The sequence below is a fragment of the Izhakiella australiensis genome (assembly GCF_002006995.1).
Classification (GTDB): Bacteria; Pseudomonadota; Gammaproteobacteria; order Enterobacterales; family Enterobacteriaceae; genus Izhakiella; species Izhakiella australiensis.
This window is the reverse complement of record NZ_MRUL01000028.1, coordinates 3,775-22,975: the sequence shown is the minus strand read 5'-3', so window position 1 is coordinate 22,975 and position 19,201 is coordinate 3,775. Positions and strand designations below refer to the sequence as shown.

The following is a 19,201-nucleotide window of genomic DNA, read 5'->3' as shown; positions in this document are numbered from 1 at the left end:
ACTGCAAACGAACTCCTTTCCCGCTACGCCTCCCGACATATTCAAACCAGAAAGACATTAGCAGCCGATCCGAGATTGTGGCTGGTCAGTGCGCTATTGCCTCATTCTGAATGGGAGCCAAGGCAGGACAGAACCTATCAAAACAGCATGTGGGAGTGACAATGTCAGAGCCTGATTATGGTAATTGCGCAGACTGTGGGATGCCTCTGTCGCCTGACGAAACGCACGTATGCAGTGATTGTGCGGCGTTCTACGAAATGACCGGAGGGGATGATGTCGACGATTAAACCCAAGCGGCGGCGCTGCAAAATTTGCCGGGAGTGGTTCCAGTACCGGGACTTTCGAATATGGTGGTGCTGCCCTGAACACGGAGCCATATACGCAACGCAGAAAAGAGCAGCAGACCAGGAGAAAAAGCGAAAGGAAGAAGCTCAGCAGGAACGACGAAACACCAAAATACGCAAACTGGCAGTAAAACCCCTCAAGTACTTTCACAAGCAAGCCCAGACCGCCTTTAACGAATACATACGCACCAGAGACGCAGCAGACCCTTGTATCAGCTGTGGTCGCTTTCATGATGGCCAATGGCACGCTGGACACTTCAGGACAGTGAAAGCCTCACCAGAAACGCGATATGACGAGGACGGATGCCATAAACAGTGCATGCCATGCAATCACCACCTGTCAGGAAATATCGGCGAGTACAAGCCACGTCTGATAGAAAAAATCGGTCAGGAAGCTTTCGATCGCCTTATGGGGACTCATGAACTGAAGAAGTGGACGCGGGAAGAGTTGCAGGAACTGGCGGCGCATTACCGGCAGAAAACCAGAGAGCTGATTAAACGGCGGGAGGTAGCAGCGTGATACGTGAACTAAATCTCACTAAGGGCCAGCACGACTGGCTTAATAGCTGGCTGGAACTATGGGGCGCGTGGGTCTACTCAGGAAGGCTTGAAAAGCGCCAGAGCAGCGTCATAGCTCAGTACATGGCTACCGTTGATCCTCAGCCAGGTCTAACCCGGCCAATGTGCAATGACGATGACGGAATGTTGATTTCTCAGGTCGTAGATTCCGTCATGTGCATCGACAAAAAAGCCTTTGGCATCCTGCTAAGTTATTACGCTCACGGATCCAGTGAGTATTCAATCGCAGTGTACATGCATAGATGCGCAAGGCCACGCAACATCGGAACGAGAGGTGGAAACAGAATGAAAATACCCTCTCTTGCAACATGCAGGAGAGAGGTTAAGGAAGTTCTCTTGGCCAGCCAGTATTTAATTTATTTCCCGCTGTTAAAAGCGATGAACGAGAGGGTAAAAGTGAATAAAATTAGAAAAATTGCATAGAACGTGTTGACACTAATGAACAAATGAGCAATTATTATCGAATAAGCTGCCGTACGTGTTATTAAGGATACGACGGCGGTTTTTTTATGTCTGCGCAACAGGAAAGCAGCCTGACGGATATCCGCTCGACCGGTTATTCGTGTTGTGAAACAGGCTGCTGTCCGTTGTGTTGATAAGGCGAATTTTGCCACACAGAGAAATTTTAATTTTATTGAGGTGGAAGAAATGGAACCTGTAAAAACTGAGGCTTATTTCTTTAATCCCGGACTGTCTCCTGACGAGCTTGAAGACTGGCTGGGACAGCAGCAGCATGCCATAAAGTGTTACAACAGCCTGATAAGGGAAAAAGCCGAACTTGAAGAACGGCTTTCTTCAGTTAATGCCGCAATCAAAGACCTTTCGCGGACAGTTGATTCAGGAAGGCAGAGTTACCCCTGGTATCCCATTCCTCGTCCATAAAGTCATCAAACGTATATGAGACTGACGGTAGGTTAAGTGAAGCAATAAATTCAGACGCGTAACCCGGAAGTTTGCTAATTTTTAGGTCATCCTGAATAACGAACATGCTGTCGGCCAGACTTAATGATTTTATTTCCTCTGGCTTCCATTTTGTTTTTAAGTGAATCAGATGATCTAGGGCTTTCCGGCCCGCGAGTGGTTCAAAAATCGTTGCATAATCTGACCTGTGCTTATGCAGAACTATTTCCAGTACGAAAATCATCGCCGCCCTGTTTAGCGCCTTATTTCCCTGGCCGTTACCAAATGACAGTTCAGAATGAGAAATTTTACGGACCTCACAAATGTGGGATTTAATAACGTGGTAGAGAGTATCTAATTCCTGCATAAAAGATTCCTTGTCTGGCATGGTTATTTTTGGCGATTTAACGATATCAGATAGAGGATTGCGCCGCCAGACGCTATCTGGCACCTATTTAAGGCACTGCTCATGCGGTGCCTTTTTCATTTCACGCCCTGCCATCGTTTGCCTGAATTTCCCATATGGCAGCGGCGATTTTTCTTCAACGCACAGATAGCCGGACATAGGCCGGAGCAATGATGGATTTAGAATCATATAAAACCGCCGTCATAGGCCTAGGATCAGCTATATGCGCTGGAGCAACCGGATGGCTGGCATTCGGTCGCTACATGATGCGCGTCAGGGCTGGTAACTCAAACGACAATCAGCAGATAAACATGCTGCAATTTTTGAGCGATCAGCTAAAAGAAGCGAAATCAGAAAACGCACATCTTCGTGACGAAATAGAGCATCGTGATCAAACTATTCGCGAGTACTGGAAAACTATTTCAGAAACTGAGTCACGTTTGCAGATAGTTGAAAGTCAGCTGGAAGCACTGAAAGAACAAAACGAAGCGCTAAAAGCAGAAATACAGGAGCTGATCGCATCCAGCACTAATATGGCGTGTCAGCTGGCGAGAATAACAAACGGGCAAGAGGTGCCGGTAAGATGAATATTAAACGGACGCCTGACGAGTTTTTCATTACATGGCGAATGTGGGTGGTAATTTTCGCGACAGCATTCGGTATATACATCGGTGGCGTGACATCGGGTTATATGATTGCTAATGCTCGCCACGAAGCCACGCAGATAAAAGATTTCAAAGCCGTTGATAAAAAGCTTGATCAGTTACCGGCAAAAACCGCTGAGGCTGTTAAGAGGGATGATTTTCAATGAGCCAGATTATCCAGATTCTTAATTTTGAAGAGGGATATCGCGAAAAACCGTATCGCGACACTGAAGGTTACCCAACAGTAGCCTGCGGCGTGAAGATTGGGCCGAAGGGCGCAGACCTCAGCAACTATACGTTTACCGTTCCTCGCACGGTAGGTGATGCGTGGCTGCAAGTCTTTACAGATGCCCTGATTTCAAGTTGCAAAAACAACCCTACTATTTACGCTGCGATGAAGCAGTGCAATCCCGCGCGTGCTGACGTGCTATACAGCATGGCCTATCAGATGGGTGTTGCAGGGCTGGCGGGATTCAAAAACACATTGAGCATGATTGCTGCCGGCAACTTCAGTGGCGCCTCAACTGGCATGCTAAACAGTCAGTGGGCCAGACAAACACCTAAGCGCGCGCAGCGCCATGCTGAAGTGATGCGCTCAGGAAGCTACGACATTTACAAAGGCAAAATCTGATGGATGCCTTAAGTTTGCTGCGAAGCCCGGATGGTAGCGTTTCATTAAGCAGAACCCAGGCTGCACTGGCATTTCTCGTTTGCTGTGGCGTGGTCGGATGGCAGGCATATAAGGGAACGCTGTCAGATGTCACCTTTGGCTTGTTCTTTGGCTTCGCCACTGCTGGATATATCGGCGCTAAAAAAATAGCGACAGACAAAATAACAGCAGAGAAAAAAATAGATGCCGGGGTGAATAAATGAGCATCGAGTTAATCGTTACCGGAATTTTATCGGTAATCGCCGCACTTTTAGCTGCCTTTGGCCTGGGTCATTCAAAGGGAAAAAGCACTGCTGAAGCAAAAGCGGAAAAGCAGCAGACAGAAGAGGCAGCGGCAGCGACAAAAGCCGTTGCAGAACGACGGGTAGAAGCTACAAAAGGGGCCAGCGATGTACAGCAGAATGTTAGTCATCAGTCTGATGACGATGTTGATAGCCAGCTGCGCGACAAATGGACCCGTTAAGCCCGTAGTTGTCGATACTGCATGCGATTGGGTGCGGCCAATATATGTTACCCGTCACGATATAGAAGTTCTGGACGCGCAGACAAAGCGCGACATTCTGGCGCATAACGAAACATGGCAGAAGAACTGCCAGCCGGAAAAGAAAAAGTGAGAGCCACTTTCACAACGACTCTTACAGCAGGCATTCACTTTGCGCCTGTGATAATGTCATGGGTAGAAAAACAGCATCTGCCATTACACTAAAAACGAAGCGTAACTCAATTCCCGCTCGCGGGTTAGATGGGTAGAGTAATACATCAACGCTTTCAGGTTGGCCTGAGAGTGATGGTCTGGATTCAAGATGTTATTGTCCGACTATAGTGCGGGTTCGAGTCCCGCCGCTTCAATCATTTCAAGGTCGCGTGGGCGGCCTTTTATTTTGTAAAATCCCTCAGCGGCAGAGTTTTCTTTATTTTAGCCCTACGGCTGCATACCCACTTTTTAGCAGGAAATTCTAAATGGCACTCACAGACAAACAAGAAATGTTCTGTCGCGAGTACCTCATCGATTTGAACGCCACGCAAGCGGCAATTCGGGCGGGGTACAGCGAAAAGACCGCCCGGAAGATTGGTAGTGAGAACCTCTCAAAACCAGACGTCCAAAATAGAATCGCAGAACTCAAAGTGCAACGCAATGAACAAGTAAACATTGATGCAAGTTATGTGCTACGACGCCTGGTTGAGATTGATCAAATGGACGTGCTCGACATTGTCCGTGATGACCTCTCATTAAAACCAGTAACCGACTGGCCTGCTTCATGGCGGCGATACATCTCCGGGTTCGACCTGGCAGAAATGTTTGAGTACACCGGAGAAGATGGCGGAAAAGAACTGTCCGGAATACTCAAAAAGATCAAATGGCCCGACAAGGTGAAGAACCTCGAACTGCTTGGCAAGCACGTAACCATCCAGGCATTCAAAGACAACGTTAAAAACGAACTGGTTGGCCCCAACGGGTTGCCGCTGGCTGCCCCAACGTTCGTTGTTAGCTTCGGAGCGGATGATGATGACAGCGGAGAAGAAACTTAGCTTCGCGCCCAAGTTCAAACCGCTCTTTAAGGCCATTCGCTACAAGGTGTTTCACGGTGGTCGCGGTGGCGCTAAGTCATGGGGCATTGCCCGCGCACTGGTCATCATGGCTGCATCGAAGCGCCTGCGCATCCTGTGCACTCGCGAGGTGCAGAATTCAATCAAGGATTCAGTGCATAAGCTGCTGAAAGACCAGATTGAGATGCTTGGTCTCAACCCATGGTTCCGCATCACCAACGAGACGATCAGCAGCGCATGCGGTAGTGAGTTCCTTTTCAAGGGGCTGCGCTTCGACCCGCTGGGAATCAAGTCGACAGAGGGTGTGGACATCTGCTGGGTGGAAGAGGCGCAGTCAGTATCTGCTGATTCATGGGACATCCTGATACCGACCATTCGTAAAGAGGGCTCGGAGATATGGGTGTCATTCAACCCCGGCGAAGAGAAAGACCCGACATATCAGCGCTTCGTGCTTAACCCGCCCGATGACAGCATCACGGTTGAGGTTAATTACTACGACAACCCCTACCTGCCTGACACTCTCAGGAAGGAAATGGAGTACTGCAAGCGGGTCGATTACGAAGCGTATGAGCACATCTGGCTGGGCAAGCCTAAATCTATTTCCGAAGCCGTCATATTCAAGCAGCGCTATAAGGTTGAGGCGTTCCCTGATGACCTCTGGCAGCAGGCTGATCGGCTGTTCTTCGGCGCTGACTTCGGTTTCGCGAATGACCCCAGCACGCTGATCCGCATGTTCATGCTCGGCACCCGGCTTTATATCGAATATGAGGCCTACGGTGTCGGCGTTGAACTAGATGAGATGGCGCAGTTTTACGACTCAATCCCCGAGGTGCGCCGCTGGCCGATTAAGGCTGATAACGCGCGCCCTGAGACAATCAGCCACATTGGCAGGCAGGGCTTCAGCATTGATGCGGCCGCCAAGTGGAAAGGCAGCGTGGAAGATGGCATCACCTACCTGAAAGGGTTTGAGGAAATCATCATCCATGAGCGCTGCAAGCACACCGCCGACGAGTTCCGGCTCTATTCCTACAAAGTCGACAAGAAGACCAACGAAATACTCCCGGTCATTGTCGATGCTCATAACCACTGCATAGACGCCATACGCTACGGTCTGGATGGGTACATCACCAGCTCCGACAGCCTTGGCACTTGGGCGCAACTTGGCAGAGGCTGAACATGTCCGAAACACAAAACGTGTCGCAGCCTTTACCGACGCGTGACAGCTACGAAAACTTTATTGCCCGCATGGGCGTTAACGAGTCGAACCAGTCAGGGGCGGGCACCTACCGCAACAACTGGACTTCCCGCAATCGACTGCTGATTGAGCAGGCCTACCGGTCATCATGGCTGGTTGGCGCTGGTGTCGACGCTATCCCCGACGACATGACCCGCAAGGGCGTGACAATCACCTCAAAGCTCGATGATGGGGTGAAAAAGCAGCTCGATAATACTTGGGATGAGATGGCTATCTGGGAGCATCTCAACGATACGCTGAAGTGGGCAAACCTCTACGGCGGTGCGGTTGGCGTCATCCTGATTGACGGCCAGAACTACTCAACGCCACTGCGCATTGAGGCCATCGCCAAGGATTCTTTCAAAGGCATCATGGTTATGGACCGGTGGATGCTCAACGCCACCACCGAGCGCCGCGTCACTGAGTTGGGCCCCGACTTCGGCATGCCTGAGTTTTATCGCGTGGTGACATCAGCCACCGGCATCCCGCCGTGGCGCATTCACCACTCCAGGCTGATTCGCTTCGACGGTGTGACGCTGCCATATCAGCAGCGTCTGACGGAAAACGACTGGGGAATGTCGATTATCGAACGATGCTTCGACCGCCTGCTGGCATTCGACAGCACAACGACCGGCGTGGCTCAGCTTGTGTATAAAGCGCACCTGCGCACCTACAGTATTGAGAACCTTCGCGGCATGCTGGCAATGGGCAAAGACAATCCGGCATTCAAAGGCCTGATGTCGCACATGGACATGATCCGCCAGTACCAGAGCAACGAAGGCATGACGATTATGGACGCCAAGGATAAATTCGAGGCGCATTCCTACTCGTATGCTGGCCTCAGTGATGTGCTGGCGCAATTCGGGCAGCAGGTATCAGGTGCATTTGGCATCCCGCTGGTTCGCCTGTTCGGCCAGTCTCCCGCTGGCTTCTCAACGGGTGACACTGACCTCGCCAACTATTACGACAACGTGTCCACCAAGCAGGAGCGCAAACTGCGTCGCCCTGTTCGCAAACTGTTCGAAGTGCTCCACATGAGCCTTTTCGCCCAGCCGCTGCCGGATGACTTCGCCTTCGAGTTCAACGAGCTGTGGCAGGTATCTGACAAAGAGCGTGCGGAAATCGCTAACACGGTCGTCGATGCCACTACCAAAGCGGTAGACGCTGGCCTGATGACCGATAAAGCCGGGGCGCTGCATCTGCAGGAAACTTCCCGCGTGACGGGCTTTGGCGGAACCATCAGCGACAAGGATATTGATAATGCCAGTGACCTCCCGCCGCCGACAGAGAAAGACCTCGATAACGTCGAAGCCACCGAACCTGAAGCGCGCCGAGAGGCAACTGGGAACACAGCTACGACAGATAGCGCAGGCAGTGGGCGCGATAATCGAGGGTTCGTACGATGGTTCAAACGATAGCGTTACGGACATCATGGACAGGCTGGAGCGTTATGCCGACCTGATTGAGCCATGGTCTGAAGCGGTATCGAAGCGACTCATTGACACGCTGGTTATTTCAGACGATGCCATGTGGCGTGACCGGTCGGAGCGCATCTCTGCCGGTCTGCGCGACCTGATGGATTCCGGCACCGGCGCGGTAACTCGCAGCATCATCGACGAGCAGGTGAAACTTTTCAAATCGCTCCCTCTGCAGGCTGCTGACCGCGTTTACGACATTCACAATCAGGCGATTGAAGCAGTAGTGTCCGGTAAGCGCTCCAGCACGCTAACTGATGAAATCATGCGAACAGGTGAAATCACCGAGGCGCGGGCGCGCACCATTGCCCGTACCGAAGTTGGCCGGGCGTCAACCGCAATCACTCAGGCTCGCTCAGTAGCCATCGGCTCACGCGGCTACATCTGGCGCACTGCTGACGACAGCGACGTGCGCCACTCTCATAAGCAGATGGAAGGCAGGTATGTCGACTGGTCAAATCCGCCCACGCTGGACGGCATGACGGGTCACGCCGGCCAGTTTCCCAACTGCCGCTGCTACTGCGAAGTCGTCGTTCCCGAGGATTAACGATGCAATATTACTTTACCACCCGCCTCGGTAACACTCGTTATGAGATGTCCGACGGCTCTCTGCTGTGCAAAGACGTGCCAATCGCACGCACCGGCACGCAGCTTTACCACGAAAGCGAGCTGGACGGAATTGAAGGCGACGAGGATGGCGAGATTGTCGTTACTCGTGACGCTGACGAGGTATTCCGCCCTGAAACGCTGGCCAGCTTTGAGGGTATGGCGTTCACCCTGGGCCACCCAGACGAGATGATTAACCCCGGCAACTGGAAAGAACACGCGCACGGGCATATTCAGAACGTACGACGCGGTACCGGTGACAAAGCTGATTTCATGCTCGCGGATATTCACATCAAGACTAAAGACGCAATTCAGGCCGTAATTGATGGTCTGCAACAAATATCAATGGGATACGACGCAGACTACGAGCAGACAGCCCCGGGCGTGGCGCGTCAACACTCTATCACAGGTAACCACTGCGCGGGCGTCCCTAAAGGCCGTGCAGGCATTCGCTGTTCAATTGGAGATAGCATATTCATGACAAACAAAAATCAGGGCTGGTTAACCCAGCTAAAGCGGGCAATTAAAACCAGGGACGCCGACGGGCTGGCCGACCTGGTGGAAAACGCGCCGGCGGAACTGGTCGAGCCTAGCCTTGATCTTGCTCGCGCCGCTAACATCACTATCAACCCGGCACAGCCTATGCCGCCCGAGAAAGAGCTTGGCGGGCTGACCACCGACGAAAGTGAAGGCGGTGCGCAGACTACCAGCGAACTGGAGGCGAAAGTTGATGCTCTCGCATTGCTTGTTCAGCAGCTGATCACCCCATCGACAGAGACCACCGATTCCGAAGGTGACGACGATGATGAAAAGGACGAGAAGAAAAAATCGACCACCGATGCTGCATATCATCAGGGTGTGGTGGCGCGTGCTGAGCTCATCCTGCCGGGAGTGAAACTGCCAGAAGGTGGCAAGCTGGCAGCATTCAAGCGTTCCACTATGGACGAGGCGTTCAAAACTCCAGAAGGTCAGGCGCTGCTAGCCCCTCTTGTCGGATCGTCCCCTGACTTCAGCAAGATGCCAAAATCCACGCTGGATGCCGTGTTTGTATCAGCGAGTGAAATCGCCAAAGCGCGCAACAGTGTTCCGGCATCTAATGGTCGCTCAAACTTCTACGACGCCTCAAACAAAAACTCTCCGGCTGCCCTGAACAAGGCATTCGCCGCCCACTGGAAAAAATAAGGGAAAATCATGCCTTCATTACTTCTCCGGATGCCAGTAGGCATCGCTGGGACTATCTCACGCCCTCAGGATCTGACCACTGAGCCGGTGATCTTGGATTCTACAAACACTTTCAGTGCTTATGGTCTTGTCGGTAAAACCAGCGCCGCTGGAAAATTCATTCCAATCGCAGCTTCAGATGCGGCTACCGTAATTACCGGCCTGTATGTGCGCCCATATCCGACAACTTCGACACCTGACATGGTTCGCCAAGTTGGCACCGGTAAAAACTTCACTGGTGATTCGATGAAGCGCGGTTACATGACTGTGAATATCGGTAGCACTGCAGTTGGACTGACCAAAGACGCGCCGGTTTATGTGCGTAACGCTAACCCAAGCAATGCAAGCCCCCTGGGGTCCATTCTGGGCGCGGCAGTTACCGACGAAACCGTAGTGCTACCAAACGCTACTTTCACTGGCGCAGGCGATGCCGATGGCAACGCTGAAATCGCATACAACATCTAAGGGAATCGCTACATATGTTAACTTTTGACCAAGCCACCGTAGACGGTACTGGCGCTTTCCTGGTTGGCGAGCTAGAGCGCCTAGATCAGGAGCTGAATATGCCGCTGGTCGGTTACACGTGGTCGCGTGATATTCAGCTGCGCGAAGACGTATCTATCGCTGACGACATTAGTTCTTTCACCAACTCAACCTTTGCTGCTCCGGGTACACCGAATCCAAACGGTAAAAACTGGATCGGCAAAGACTCAACCGCCATCGCTGGCCCAATGGTAGACATCGCGAAAACCGGCTTCCCTCTTACCCTATGGGGCATGGAGTTGGGCTGGACTGTTGTTGAACTGGCCGCCGCTGCTAAAGTCGGTCGCCCGATTGACACGCAGAAGTACGATGCTATGCAGCTTAAATGGAACATGGACACCGACGAGCAGGTTTATCGCGGTGACAATCAACTTAATGTTCAGGGGCTGACCAACTATGTTGGCGCTGCTCTTACCAATGCAGTTAAGTCATGGGCCACTTCCACCCCTGACGAAATTCGCGCCTCGATTAATAAAGTGCTTTCTGACGCCTGGGCTGCCACTGGTTACACCCTGGTTCCACGCGATCTGCTTCTTCCGCCGGAGCAGTTCGGTCTGTTGTCCAGCATCATCGTTTCCAGTGCCGGCAATCAGTCACTGCTGAGCTATCTGCGAGAAAACACCATCGCTTACCACCAGAATGGCGTGCCGCTGAACATTCGCGCGGTGAAGTGGCTGAAAGGCGCAGGCGTAGGTGGTACCGATCGCATGGTCGCTTACACCAATGACAAAAAATACGTGCGATTTCCGATGGTGCCGCTGCTGAGCGTGCCAGTGCAATATCGCGGCATTTACCAGCTGACAACCTACTACGGCAAGCTTGGCGCAGTCGAATCTCCGTATCCCGAAACCATGGCATACGTGGACGGCATCTAACCAATCCGGCCCCGCAAGGGGCCAACAGGAGTAACAAATGGCTAAGAAGACGATCCGAGTTCATACCCCATTCGATTTCCAGTTTGAAGACGGTACCAGCCAGCGCTTTGAGGCTGGTGAGCATACCGTTGATGACAAGGTTGCTGATCACTGGTTTGTCACCGCGCACTCTGACGTTACCGGGAAGGCCAAGTCCAGCGCCGATACCAAAGAGTTTCAGGCGCAGATTGACAGTCTGACTGCGCAATTGGAAGACAAAGAAAAGTCTATTGGTGACCTGCAGCTGTCGGTGACTGAGAAAGACGAAATCATTGCTGACCTGACCGCGCAGATTGAAGCGATGAAAGCACCTGTAACCGAATCAGCACCGGAAACAGAAGATAATGGCACGAAACGTAAATCTACCAACGGTAAGTGATTTTCGCCGCGACTTCCCACAATACGCTGACACTACCAAATACCCCGACCCAGTAATCCAGTTTCGGCTCAACCTGGCCGACATGCTCATTGATGGCTCTGCTATGGGGGATATTTTCCCCTACCTGGCGGAGCTATTCGTTGCGCATTACATGGTGCTCCGTGCTGCTGATGTGGCAGCCGGCGCGCTCGGTGGTGCGGGCGGCGCGACGAGTGGTGTGGTTGCTTCAAAGTCGGTGGATAAAGTCAGCGTCAGTTACGACAACAGCTCAACGCTCAATGCAGATGCCGGGTTCTGGAACTTCTCGCGCTACGGCGCGGAGTTCTGGCAGATGCTGCAATTATTCGGTTATGGCGGGATTCAGCTATGAAATCAGGCCTGACAGTCAGAGTCGATAAGGCGCAAAGCGTTCTGGACGCTCTTAAAACCCTCGTGAACAAGGATGTTCTGGTGGGTATCCCTGAGTCGAAAGATTCCCGCGATGATGGTGAATTTGGCAATGCAGGTATCGGTTACATCAACGAGAACGGGTCTCCACAGCAAAACATTCCAGCAAGACCCCATCTGAAGCCGGGAGTGCGCTCGGTAGAGCAGGAATATCTGCCACATCTCAAAGCGGCCGCTCAGAAGGCGCTGGAGGGAAATGCAGAGGGGGCGATCACTTCACTGGACAGGGCGGGCACGATAGCGGCCAATGGCGTTAAGCGTTACATCACAATCACCGGGTTCATCCCACTGTCTGATGTGACGCTGGTTCAGCGCCGCAAACGCGGTCGTACCGGCAATAAACCTCTCATCGACACCGGTGAATACCGCCTCTCAATCACGCACATTGTGAGGGATAAAGATGCCGACTCTTGATGTAACTGACGTTCTGCTGTCGCCAGAGTTCCTTGATATGTCGCTTGTAGTTAAGCGCAGTGAGCAGACCGTTGATAATGACGGTTTTGCACAAAACACTGTCACGCAAACCCAGTTCGGCGGGGTGGTGACGGTTGACCGGTCGCTTGAGGCAAAGCGCATGCAGGCCGGGCAGGTTGTCAACGGGGCCATCCTGATTGTGACCACCTACAGGCTGACCAGCGGCAACACTGGCATTGATGCAGATATTGTCGCCTATCGTGGTCGTGACTATCGCGTGACATTTGTCGACCCTTACACCGCCTACGGAGCTGGCTTCGTTCAGGCGCACTGTGAGCTACAGCCATTTGATGGTGGTCCTAATGAGCAATGACAGCACGACAGCCGGTTATCTCACGCCTGTCAGTGACGGGCCAGATTATGACGAGATTCTGGAAAGAGAGCTTAGCCGCTGGGTTAAGGCTCTGTCAGGCTTACCGGATGGTATGGTTAAGTCGCGCTGGACGCCCGTACAGTCTGCTCAGCCCGCTGCAGATGTGAACTGGTGCGGGTTCGGCATTATCGGAATACCCGCCGATGACAATCCGGCATTTATCGATCCACAGGATAATGACTCCGACGCGCAGCTCTGGCGGCATGAGGTCATTGAATGCATGGCAACGTTTTACGGCCCCGGCGGTCAGCGGATTGCCACGCAGTTTCGTGATGGCATGGCGGTTAATCAGAATAATGAAACGCTCAATGCGGTCGGCCTGTCCTTGGCTGATTACAGCCCCATCACTCCATTTCCCGAACTCATCAACAAACAGTGGGTGCGACGGTATGACATTACTGTACGCCTGCGCCGGAAAGTCATTCGCGAATACGGCATCAAAACGCTGCTGGACGCGCCTGTTAAATTCTTTGGAGATTAATCTATGGCACAGGGCTTACCTGTTTCTAACGTGGTGAACGTTGATGTGATCATGTCGCCCAAAGCGGCAACTGGTCGTAACTTTGGTTCGCTGCTCATCCTCGGCAACTCAACCGTTATCCCGCTCACCGAGCGCATCCGCCTGTACTCATCTGCCGCCAGCGTAGGCGTGGATTTTGGCGTTAACAGCGAAGAGTATCAGGCTGCGACTGTTTATTTTTCTCAGTCCCCGGCGCCCACTCAGGTTTATATCGGACGTTGGGCCAAAACGTTGAAGACTGGTGAGGCTGGCAATGTCGAAACGTTGACAGAGGGTGTTAACGCCTGCCTTCAGTATACCAACTGGTACGGAATGGCCGTGACCCATGACGCTGACACGACTGATGCGGATATTATTGCCGTGGCAGCTGCAATTGAATCGGCTGAGGTAAGCCGCATCCTGGCAGTAACGACAGCTGAAGTGGATACGCTGAACGCCAGCGCAACCGACGATATCGCCTATAAACTTAAATCCGCCAAATACGCGCGCACATTTGTACAGTATTCCAGCAGCAGCGATTATGCAGCCGTATCGGCGTTTGGCCGCGCATTTACCGTCAACTTTACGGGCAGCAATACCACCATCACCCTGAAGTTCAAACAGCTTCCTGGCATTACTTACGAAACGCTCACCAGCTCACAGGCAGCGGCCGTTGATGCGAAAAATGCCAACGTTTACGTTTACTACGCGAATGACACGGCCATTCTTCAGCAGGGCATCATGTCCAACGGCGATTTCTTCGACGAACGCCACGGACTGGACTGGCTGCAGAACTACGTGCAGATCAATCTGTTTAACCTGCTTTATACCAGTACAACCAAAATCCCGCAGACTGAGGCCGGGGTGACCCAACTTCTGACCAATGTAGAGCAGTCGATGGACCAGGCGGTAACAAACGGCCTTGTTGCGGCGGGTGTCTGGAATGGTGGGCCAATCGGGCAACTTGCTTCAGGTGACACGCTAACAAAGGGTTATTACGTCTATGCCGCGCCACTTGCTACACAAGCACAGTCAGACCGTGAGGCCCGCAAGGCGCCGCTGATGCAGGTGGCCTGTAAGCTGGCTGGTGCGGTGCATTACGCCGACGTACAGATCAACGTTGTCCGCTGAGGAAAATAATCAATGTCTACATATAGCTTTATGGACGTTTCCGCGTCAATGACCGGCGTCACGGGCATCATCGATCTGGGGTATGGCTCCGCCCTTTCTGATGAGGGCATCACCGTTACCATGACGGAATCGAAAAACACAATGACCACCGGTGCTGACGGAGAAGTCATGCACAGCCTTCACGCCGGGAAAAGCGGCATTATTACCGTTAACCTGCTGAAAACATCCCCGGTGAACAAAAAGCTGTCTCTGGCCTATAACGCGCAGAGTCAGTCATCAGCGACCTGGGGAAATAACGTTATCGTCATCCGCAACCACGCGTCGGGTGATATTACCACGGCCCGCGCTGTGGCATTTCAAAAGCAGCCGGACTGGAATAACCCGAAAGTCGCCGGAATGGTCGCCTGGGTATTCGACTGCGGCAAAATCGATCAGCTGTTGGGGGAGTTTTAACCAATGGAATTTGAGATAAACGGTAACACCTATCGTGCGTCAAAACTGAGCGTTTTCGACCAGCTGAAAGTGTCGCGAAAACTTCTCCCGCTGATGGCCGGAATGATGGCGGATTTCAACGGCGTCAGGGATGTCTCTCAGGGCGGGAATATTTACGAAGCACTCGAAAAAGTGCTTCCGAAAGTGGCTGACGCGCTGGCGGACATGAGTGATGAGGATACGCGGGCAATTATCAACCCGTGCCTGTCAGTCGTCGCGCGACAGAACGGCAACGTATGGTCGCCGGTTTTCACGTCAGGCGAACTGATGTTCGACGACATTAATCTGATGCATATGTTGCAGATCGTGGGTCGCGTGGTGGGCGACAGCCTGGGAAATTTTTTGCCCGCACCCCCAGACAGCGGGACGGTGGGCCATCCGCCAGCGGCCTGACACTTGACAGCCTGCCGGACGGTGAAGACTGCCTTATGCGCCCGGTTGCTGCCGGGTATATCAGCTATTCCGCTCTGAAAGACGGGACAGTAGACCTGTGTGATATAGCGCGCATGAATGACTGGATTGATCTGAACGCGGACAACGATGCCCGCATAGCGCGCTGGAGAGAAGCCAATGAACGCTGAGACTATCAAGGATTTTTTAATAAGCCTCGGTTTTCAGGTTGATGAATCCGGATTGCGTAAGTTTGAAGCGACCCTGACAGGCGTCACAACTCAGGCCGTTAAAATGGGCGTGGCTGTTGAGGCTGCAGCGCTTTCTGTTGTGGCTTTCACAGCGAAAGTCGCCAGCGGTCTCGATAATCTCTACTGGGCCTCGCAGCGCACCGGCGCCACGGTGAGAGGAATACAGGCAATCGGCTATGCTGCATCTCAGGTCGGATCCAGCGTCGAGGCTGCGCGCGGCTCTCTTGAGGGACTTTCAAGGTTTATGCGCAGTAATCCCGGCGCGGAAGGCTTCCTGAACCGTCTGGGTGTACAGACCCGCGACGCCGGTGGGAACATGCGCGACATGGCCGCCATTTTTACAGGTGTGGGCCAGCGACTGAACTCCATGCCCTATTACCGGGCAAACCAGTATGCGCAGATGCTGGGCATTGACGAAAACACGCTGATGGCGATGCGCCGGGGCATGGGCCAATTCAGCGCGCAATACTCACAGATGGCAAAGGCCATCGGCTATAACGCTGATGTTGCTGCGGTAAGCTCAAACAAATTCATGACCTCACTGCGCACATTCGGCCAGATGGCAGGCATGGCGCGGGATAAAATCGGCTCGAATCTGGCTGAGGGGCTGGCTGGTTCAATCGACACGCTGCGCAGGCAGGTGGTTGATAACTTTCCTAAGATAGAGACCGTTATAACCAGTGGCACTAAAGGCTTGCTTTGGCTGGCAGAGGTCATCGGTCGCGTTGTTTACCGGTTGCTACAGGCAGCCGGCGACATCCAGCAGTGGTGGTCCACCCTTGATAAATCCACCCAACGGCTGATTGAAGTTTTCGGCGCACTGGTGGTTGCGTGGCGCGTCCTGAACAGCGCCTTTATGACCTCCCCGGTTGGCCGGATTGTTGTACTTGCCGGTGCTATAGCACTGTTATGGGAGGACTACAAGACCTGGAAAGAAGGCGGCAAATCACTCGTTGACTGGAAGAAATGGGAACCTGAAATCACAAAAGCGATCAACGGCGTTACCCGACTTAAAGACACGGTAATGACGTTACTCGGTATGGATCCCAAAAAATGGTCTGCCAGCTGGGATTTAAGCAATCTCATGCAAAACCTGGGCGATTTGTCCAAAATGCTGGACGGCATCGCCAGGCTGTTGAACGCAATAAAAGACGGCCGGTGGAAAGACGCCTACGCTATCGGACGTGAGCTGATGAGCCAAAGCAGCCACCAGATTTCCCCTGACGACACCAGCCTGGGTACGCAAACGGCATTGAGTTGGGGTAAGGGACTGCATGACTGGGTTTTCGATCACACAGGCTGGCAGATGCCACGTGGGGATGGTTATCAGTCTCCGACATTGCCGAACCGGAATAATAACCCCGGCAATATACGGGATATGAAAAACGGGGGCTTTCGGGTATTCAGCTCGGCTGTAGAGGGCTGGGGCGCAATGAGAAATCAGCTGGAGCGCTATTTTACCGGGAAAACCACGGGTAAATCGCTTAACACCATTGCGGATATAGTTTCCACCTGGGCGCCACCAAATGAAAATAAAACCGATAAATATATTAAAGACATCTCATCGTGGATGGGTGTTTCTCCTGACGCTGCCTTAAACCTCAACAACCCTCAAATAATGGGCGCGCTGATGCAGTCAATGGCCAGAAAAGAGGGGTTTGCAAACTGGAACAGCCCTGATGCCTACCGGGCCGCAGGTGCGACTGTCAGTCAGAAAACGGATATTCATATTCATGGCGTCTCCGACCCGCGCCAGGCTGGTCGTGAAGTTGCTGACAGGCAGACAGCTGTTAACTCACGTCTGACGCAAGTATCCACTACAGGGCCGCGATAATGGACATTGTTTCAACGCTTTTTCACCTGCAAAGCCGGCGGATCGGGATAATCGTGCCCGATGTCGTTATCAGAGAAAAACACAGCGATACTCTTGAGATTACAGAGCATCCCGTTGAAGACAGCGCCCCGGTCGCTGACCACGCATTCAAACGCCCTGCTGAACTCGTAATGGAAGTCGGGTTCGCGGGCGGCGGGTCATTGCTGGATTTCATGGACACTTCATCAGTAGGCCTGTCGGCTGGCCTGAGTCCGCAGGAAACCTATCAGAAGCTGCTTGATCTGCAGGTTAACCGCGTACCTTTCGATGTCATCACAGGAAAGCGAAAATACAGCAACATGCTGATACGCGTTCTGGATGTGACAACAGACAGTACGTCTGAAAATGTGTTAATGGCCGCCCTAACCATCAGGGAAGTGATTATTACGTCAACGCGGAGTATCCATGTTGCTGATAAAAAAGACATGGCTCAGGGCGCCAGCACGTCAGGCGTCCAGAATACCGGCGTTAAAACGGCAAAGCCGGAATCCAATGAATCGCTTTTATTGAAATTAGGGGGACTATTCTGATGCAGGCTGCAGAAATACCGCTGACCCCGGACAACCAGCAATTTTCTATCGGCATTAATGGCGCCAGTTATTCATTTAAAGCTATATGGCGTGATGATGCAGGCTGGGTTATCGACCTTATGGATGGCAATGGCGCCGGAATCATATACGGAATACCCCTGGTAACAGGCGTCAATCTGATGGCGCAGTATAACTACCTCTCATTAGGGTTTGGCCTGGCCGTCGTATGCGATGACCCGTTACAGGATAAGCCGACAAAAACAGGCCTGGGATTAACCAGCCATCTCTATGCCATCACGGAGTAACTATGTCTCAGAACTGGATGCGTCATTTCGAACTGCAGATCCTGTCAGAAAATGGTCAGGGGATAAGCCTGAGCGATTTAAAGGTGACTTTTAACATCGAGTGGACGGATACACGCTGGCCCCGTGTAGGTCTGGTGAAAATTTATAATTTATCCAAAGATACGGCCAGTCGGATCCTCGGAACAGAATTCGCCAAAATTAAAATTATTGCTGGCTACGACGGGCTGGCGCCGGAATATGCTGCAGCTGATGTAGGTGTCGTCAGAAATATCAGCGAGGAAGATGTCGGACACGTAGCCGGAACAAATTACGGGGAAATTTTTAGCGGTGATATCCGGTTTACTGTGACCGGGCGTGATAACCCAACAGATACCTATGTGCTGATACAAGCTATCGACGGTCATCAGGCGTTCTTGTATGCCAGCATGATAACGACGCTCTCAGCAGGGTATACCGTTGCAGATGTGCATGCGGCAGTCCTGGATAGCTGTAAACCGTTTGGAATAACACAGGGTATTACCGGTGAGTTTCCCCCGACGGTTTTTCCGCGTGGACGGTCTTTTTACCATTCAACACGCGACGTGATGGATAACGTTGCTGCGCAGTGCGGTGCCAGCTGGCAATTTGTATCAGGCCAGCTGAATATGATACCCACGAACAAATACATTCACGAGGCAATAGAGCTTAACAGCCGGACGGGCCTGATCGGCATGCCTCAGCAGACAATGGGGGCCGGTGTTAACGTTCGCTGCCTCATCAACCCGAATATCCGCATCAACGGCCTGATCGGGATAAACCAGGCTTCTGTGTACCGCGCCAGCCTGTCAAATGATGAGGTTAAATCGCTTCCTTCACGCGTCAGCGAAACGGATAATAATGGCAACCTTACCGTTAACGGAACACTGCAACAGCCTTCATCTATTGCGACTGATGGCGTTTATATTGTGAAATCCATCGATTATACTGGCGATAC

At 52.4% G+C, this 19,201-nt stretch carries 30 protein-coding genes and 1 tRNA gene; 30 read left to right on the top strand and 1 reads right to left on the bottom strand.

Annotated features, from left to right (window positions below; translation table 11 throughout):
* The first annotated feature begins 110 nt into the window (after nucleotides 1–110).
* Genes BTJ39_RS25550 through BTJ39_RS22360 form a run of 3 tightly spaced genes read left to right on the top strand, consistent with a single transcriptional unit; the run spans nucleotide 111 to nucleotide 1,346 of the window.
* Nucleotides 111–287 (top strand): protein NinF, encoded by a 177-nt coding sequence (locus BTJ39_RS25550; protein WP_078004898.1) that lies wholly within the window; start codon nucleotides 111–113, stop codon nucleotides 285–287.
* A complete protein-coding gene (locus tag BTJ39_RS22365) occupies nucleotides 271–864 on the top strand; it encodes a recombination protein NinG (RefSeq protein ID WP_422386062.1) in 594 nt (197 codons plus the stop codon). The genes BTJ39_RS25550 and BTJ39_RS22365 overlap by 17 nt, the downstream gene beginning before the upstream one ends.
* The gene (locus BTJ39_RS22360) at nucleotides 861–1,346 is read left to right on the top strand and encodes an antiterminator Q family protein (RefSeq protein ID WP_078004896.1); all 486 of its coding nucleotides are present in this window, start codon (nucleotides 861–863) and stop codon (nucleotides 1,344–1,346) included. The genes BTJ39_RS22365 and BTJ39_RS22360 overlap by 4 nt, the downstream gene beginning before the upstream one ends.
* Before the next feature lie 388 nt (nucleotides 1,347–1,734).
* Here BTJ39_RS22360 and BTJ39_RS22355 read toward each other — a convergent pair whose 3' ends face one another.
* Nucleotides 1,735–2,190, bottom strand: a complete 456-nt coding sequence (locus BTJ39_RS22355) for an ECs1072 family phage-associated protein (protein ID WP_078004895.1) — start codon at nucleotides 2,188–2,190, stop codon at nucleotides 1,735–1,737.
* Nucleotides 2,191–2,399: 209 nt separating this feature from the next.
* Here BTJ39_RS22355 and BTJ39_RS22350 point away from each other — a divergent pair, with 209 nt between their 5' ends.
* From BTJ39_RS22350 to BTJ39_RS22225, 27 genes are all read left to right on the top strand, one after another.
* On the top strand, nucleotides 2,400–2,816 hold the full coding sequence (locus tag BTJ39_RS22350) for a hypothetical protein (protein ID WP_139356399.1): 417 nt from the start codon (nucleotides 2,400–2,402) through the stop codon (nucleotides 2,814–2,816).
* Entirely contained in the window at nucleotides 2,813–3,040 is a 228-nt protein-coding gene (locus tag BTJ39_RS22345; protein WP_078004893.1) for a hypothetical protein, read from the top strand. Before BTJ39_RS22350 ends, BTJ39_RS22345 begins: the two co-directional genes overlap by 4 nt.
* Nucleotides 3,037–3,504, top strand: coding sequence for a glycoside hydrolase family protein (locus BTJ39_RS22340; protein ID WP_078004892.1), 468 nt, complete (start codon nucleotides 3,037–3,039; stop codon nucleotides 3,502–3,504). Before BTJ39_RS22345 ends, BTJ39_RS22340 begins: the two co-directional genes overlap by 4 nt.
* Nucleotides 3,504–3,746 (top strand): hypothetical protein, encoded by a 243-nt coding sequence (locus tag BTJ39_RS22335; protein ID WP_078004891.1) that lies wholly within the window; start codon nucleotides 3,504–3,506, stop codon nucleotides 3,744–3,746. The genes BTJ39_RS22340 and BTJ39_RS22335 overlap by 1 nt, the downstream gene beginning before the upstream one ends.
* Nucleotides 3,743–4,006: a DUF2681 domain-containing protein gene (locus BTJ39_RS22330; protein WP_078004890.1), complete on the top strand. Its 264-nt coding sequence runs from the start codon at nucleotides 3,743–3,745 to the stop codon at nucleotides 4,004–4,006. The genes BTJ39_RS22335 and BTJ39_RS22330 overlap by 4 nt, the downstream gene beginning before the upstream one ends.
* Entirely contained in the window at nucleotides 3,969–4,157 is a 189-nt protein-coding gene (locus BTJ39_RS25220; RefSeq protein WP_078004889.1) for a hypothetical protein, read from the top strand. Before BTJ39_RS22330 ends, BTJ39_RS25220 begins: the two co-directional genes overlap by 38 nt.
* 95 nt (nucleotides 4,158–4,252) lie before the next feature.
* A tRNA-OTHER gene (locus BTJ39_RS24960) sits at nucleotides 4,253–4,392 on the top strand.
* Between the two features lie 111 nt (nucleotides 4,393–4,503).
* Entirely contained in the window at nucleotides 4,504–5,073 is a 570-nt protein-coding gene (locus BTJ39_RS22320; RefSeq protein ID WP_078004888.1) for a terminase small subunit, read from the top strand.
* Entirely contained in the window at nucleotides 5,051–6,265 is a 1,215-nt protein-coding gene (locus tag BTJ39_RS22315; protein WP_078004887.1) for a PBSX family phage terminase large subunit, read from the top strand. The genes BTJ39_RS22320 and BTJ39_RS22315 overlap by 23 nt, the downstream gene beginning before the upstream one ends.
* 2 nt (nucleotides 6,266–6,267) lie before the next feature.
* Entirely contained in the window at nucleotides 6,268–7,743 is a 1,476-nt protein-coding gene (locus BTJ39_RS22310) for a DUF1073 domain-containing protein (protein ID WP_078004886.1), read from the top strand.
* A 13-nt stretch (nucleotides 7,744–7,756) separates the two neighbouring features.
* Nucleotides 7,757–8,347, top strand: coding sequence for a phage head morphogenesis protein (locus BTJ39_RS22305; RefSeq protein ID WP_338418167.1), 591 nt, complete (start codon nucleotides 7,757–7,759; stop codon nucleotides 8,345–8,347).
* 2 nt (nucleotides 8,348–8,349) lie between these two features.
* A complete protein-coding gene (locus BTJ39_RS22300; protein WP_078004884.1) occupies nucleotides 8,350–9,588 on the top strand; it encodes a DUF2213 domain-containing protein in 1,239 nt (412 codons plus the stop codon).
* Between the two features lie 9 nt (nucleotides 9,589–9,597).
* Entirely contained in the window at nucleotides 9,598–10,092 is a 495-nt protein-coding gene (locus BTJ39_RS22295) for a structural cement protein Gp24 (protein WP_078004883.1), read from the top strand.
* Nucleotides 10,093–10,106: 14 nt separating this feature from the next.
* Complete coding sequence (locus BTJ39_RS22290; protein ID WP_078004882.1) at nucleotides 10,107–11,045, top strand: DUF2184 domain-containing protein; 939 nt, start codon at nucleotides 10,107–10,109, stop codon at nucleotides 11,043–11,045.
* Between the two features lie 37 nt (nucleotides 11,046–11,082).
* On the top strand, nucleotides 11,083–11,463 hold the full coding sequence (locus tag BTJ39_RS22285) for an STY1053 family phage-associated protein (protein ID WP_078004881.1): 381 nt from the start codon (nucleotides 11,083–11,085) through the stop codon (nucleotides 11,461–11,463).
* Entirely contained in the window at nucleotides 11,429–11,833 is a 405-nt protein-coding gene (locus tag BTJ39_RS22280; protein WP_078004880.1) for a DUF4054 domain-containing protein, read from the top strand. Before BTJ39_RS22285 ends, BTJ39_RS22280 begins: the two co-directional genes overlap by 35 nt.
* Nucleotides 11,830–12,324 carry a hypothetical protein gene (locus BTJ39_RS22275; RefSeq protein ID WP_078004879.1) on the top strand — a complete coding sequence of 165 codons (495 nt, stop codon included), beginning with the start codon at nucleotides 11,830–11,832 and terminating at the stop codon, nucleotides 12,322–12,324. The genes BTJ39_RS22280 and BTJ39_RS22275 overlap by 4 nt, the downstream gene beginning before the upstream one ends.
* Nucleotides 12,311–12,697: a head-tail adaptor gene (locus tag BTJ39_RS22270; RefSeq protein WP_078004878.1), complete on the top strand. Its 387-nt coding sequence runs from the start codon at nucleotides 12,311–12,313 to the stop codon at nucleotides 12,695–12,697. The genes BTJ39_RS22275 and BTJ39_RS22270 overlap by 14 nt, the downstream gene beginning before the upstream one ends.
* Nucleotides 12,687–13,238: a phage neck terminator protein gene (locus BTJ39_RS22265; protein ID WP_096777775.1), complete on the top strand. Its 552-nt coding sequence runs from the start codon at nucleotides 12,687–12,689 to the stop codon at nucleotides 13,236–13,238. The genes BTJ39_RS22270 and BTJ39_RS22265 overlap by 11 nt, the downstream gene beginning before the upstream one ends.
* A 3-nt stretch (nucleotides 13,239–13,241) precedes the next feature.
* Entirely contained in the window at nucleotides 13,242–14,387 is a 1,146-nt protein-coding gene (locus BTJ39_RS22260; RefSeq protein WP_078004876.1) for a DUF3383 family protein, read from the top strand.
* A 12-nt stretch (nucleotides 14,388–14,399) separates the two neighbouring features.
* On the top strand, nucleotides 14,400–14,840 hold the full coding sequence (locus BTJ39_RS22255) for a DUF3277 family protein (protein WP_078004875.1): 441 nt from the start codon (nucleotides 14,400–14,402) through the stop codon (nucleotides 14,838–14,840).
* A 3-nt stretch (nucleotides 14,841–14,843) separates the two neighbouring features.
* Entirely contained in the window at nucleotides 14,844–15,272 is a 429-nt protein-coding gene (locus BTJ39_RS22250; RefSeq protein ID WP_078004874.1) for a phage tail assembly chaperone, read from the top strand.
* 35 nt (nucleotides 15,273–15,307) lie between these two features.
* On the top strand, nucleotides 15,308–15,460 hold the full coding sequence (locus tag BTJ39_RS22245; RefSeq protein WP_078004873.1) for a DUF6889 family protein: 153 nt from the start codon (nucleotides 15,308–15,310) through the stop codon (nucleotides 15,458–15,460).
* Nucleotides 15,450–17,354: a hypothetical protein gene (locus BTJ39_RS22240; protein WP_078004872.1), complete on the top strand. Its 1,905-nt coding sequence runs from the start codon at nucleotides 15,450–15,452 to the stop codon at nucleotides 17,352–17,354. The genes BTJ39_RS22245 and BTJ39_RS22240 overlap by 11 nt, the downstream gene beginning before the upstream one ends.
* Nucleotides 17,354–17,923: a phage baseplate protein gene (locus BTJ39_RS22235; protein WP_078004871.1), complete on the top strand. Its 570-nt coding sequence runs from the start codon at nucleotides 17,354–17,356 to the stop codon at nucleotides 17,921–17,923. The genes BTJ39_RS22240 and BTJ39_RS22235 overlap by 1 nt, the downstream gene beginning before the upstream one ends.
* Entirely contained in the window at nucleotides 17,923–18,228 is a 306-nt protein-coding gene (locus BTJ39_RS22230) for a phage baseplate plug family protein (protein ID WP_078004870.1), read from the top strand. The genes BTJ39_RS22235 and BTJ39_RS22230 overlap by 1 nt, the downstream gene beginning before the upstream one ends.
* Before the next feature lie 2 nt (nucleotides 18,229–18,230).
* On the top strand, nucleotides 18,231–19,201 hold a 971-nt coding region (locus BTJ39_RS22225), incomplete at its 3' end, for a hypothetical protein (RefSeq protein WP_078004916.1).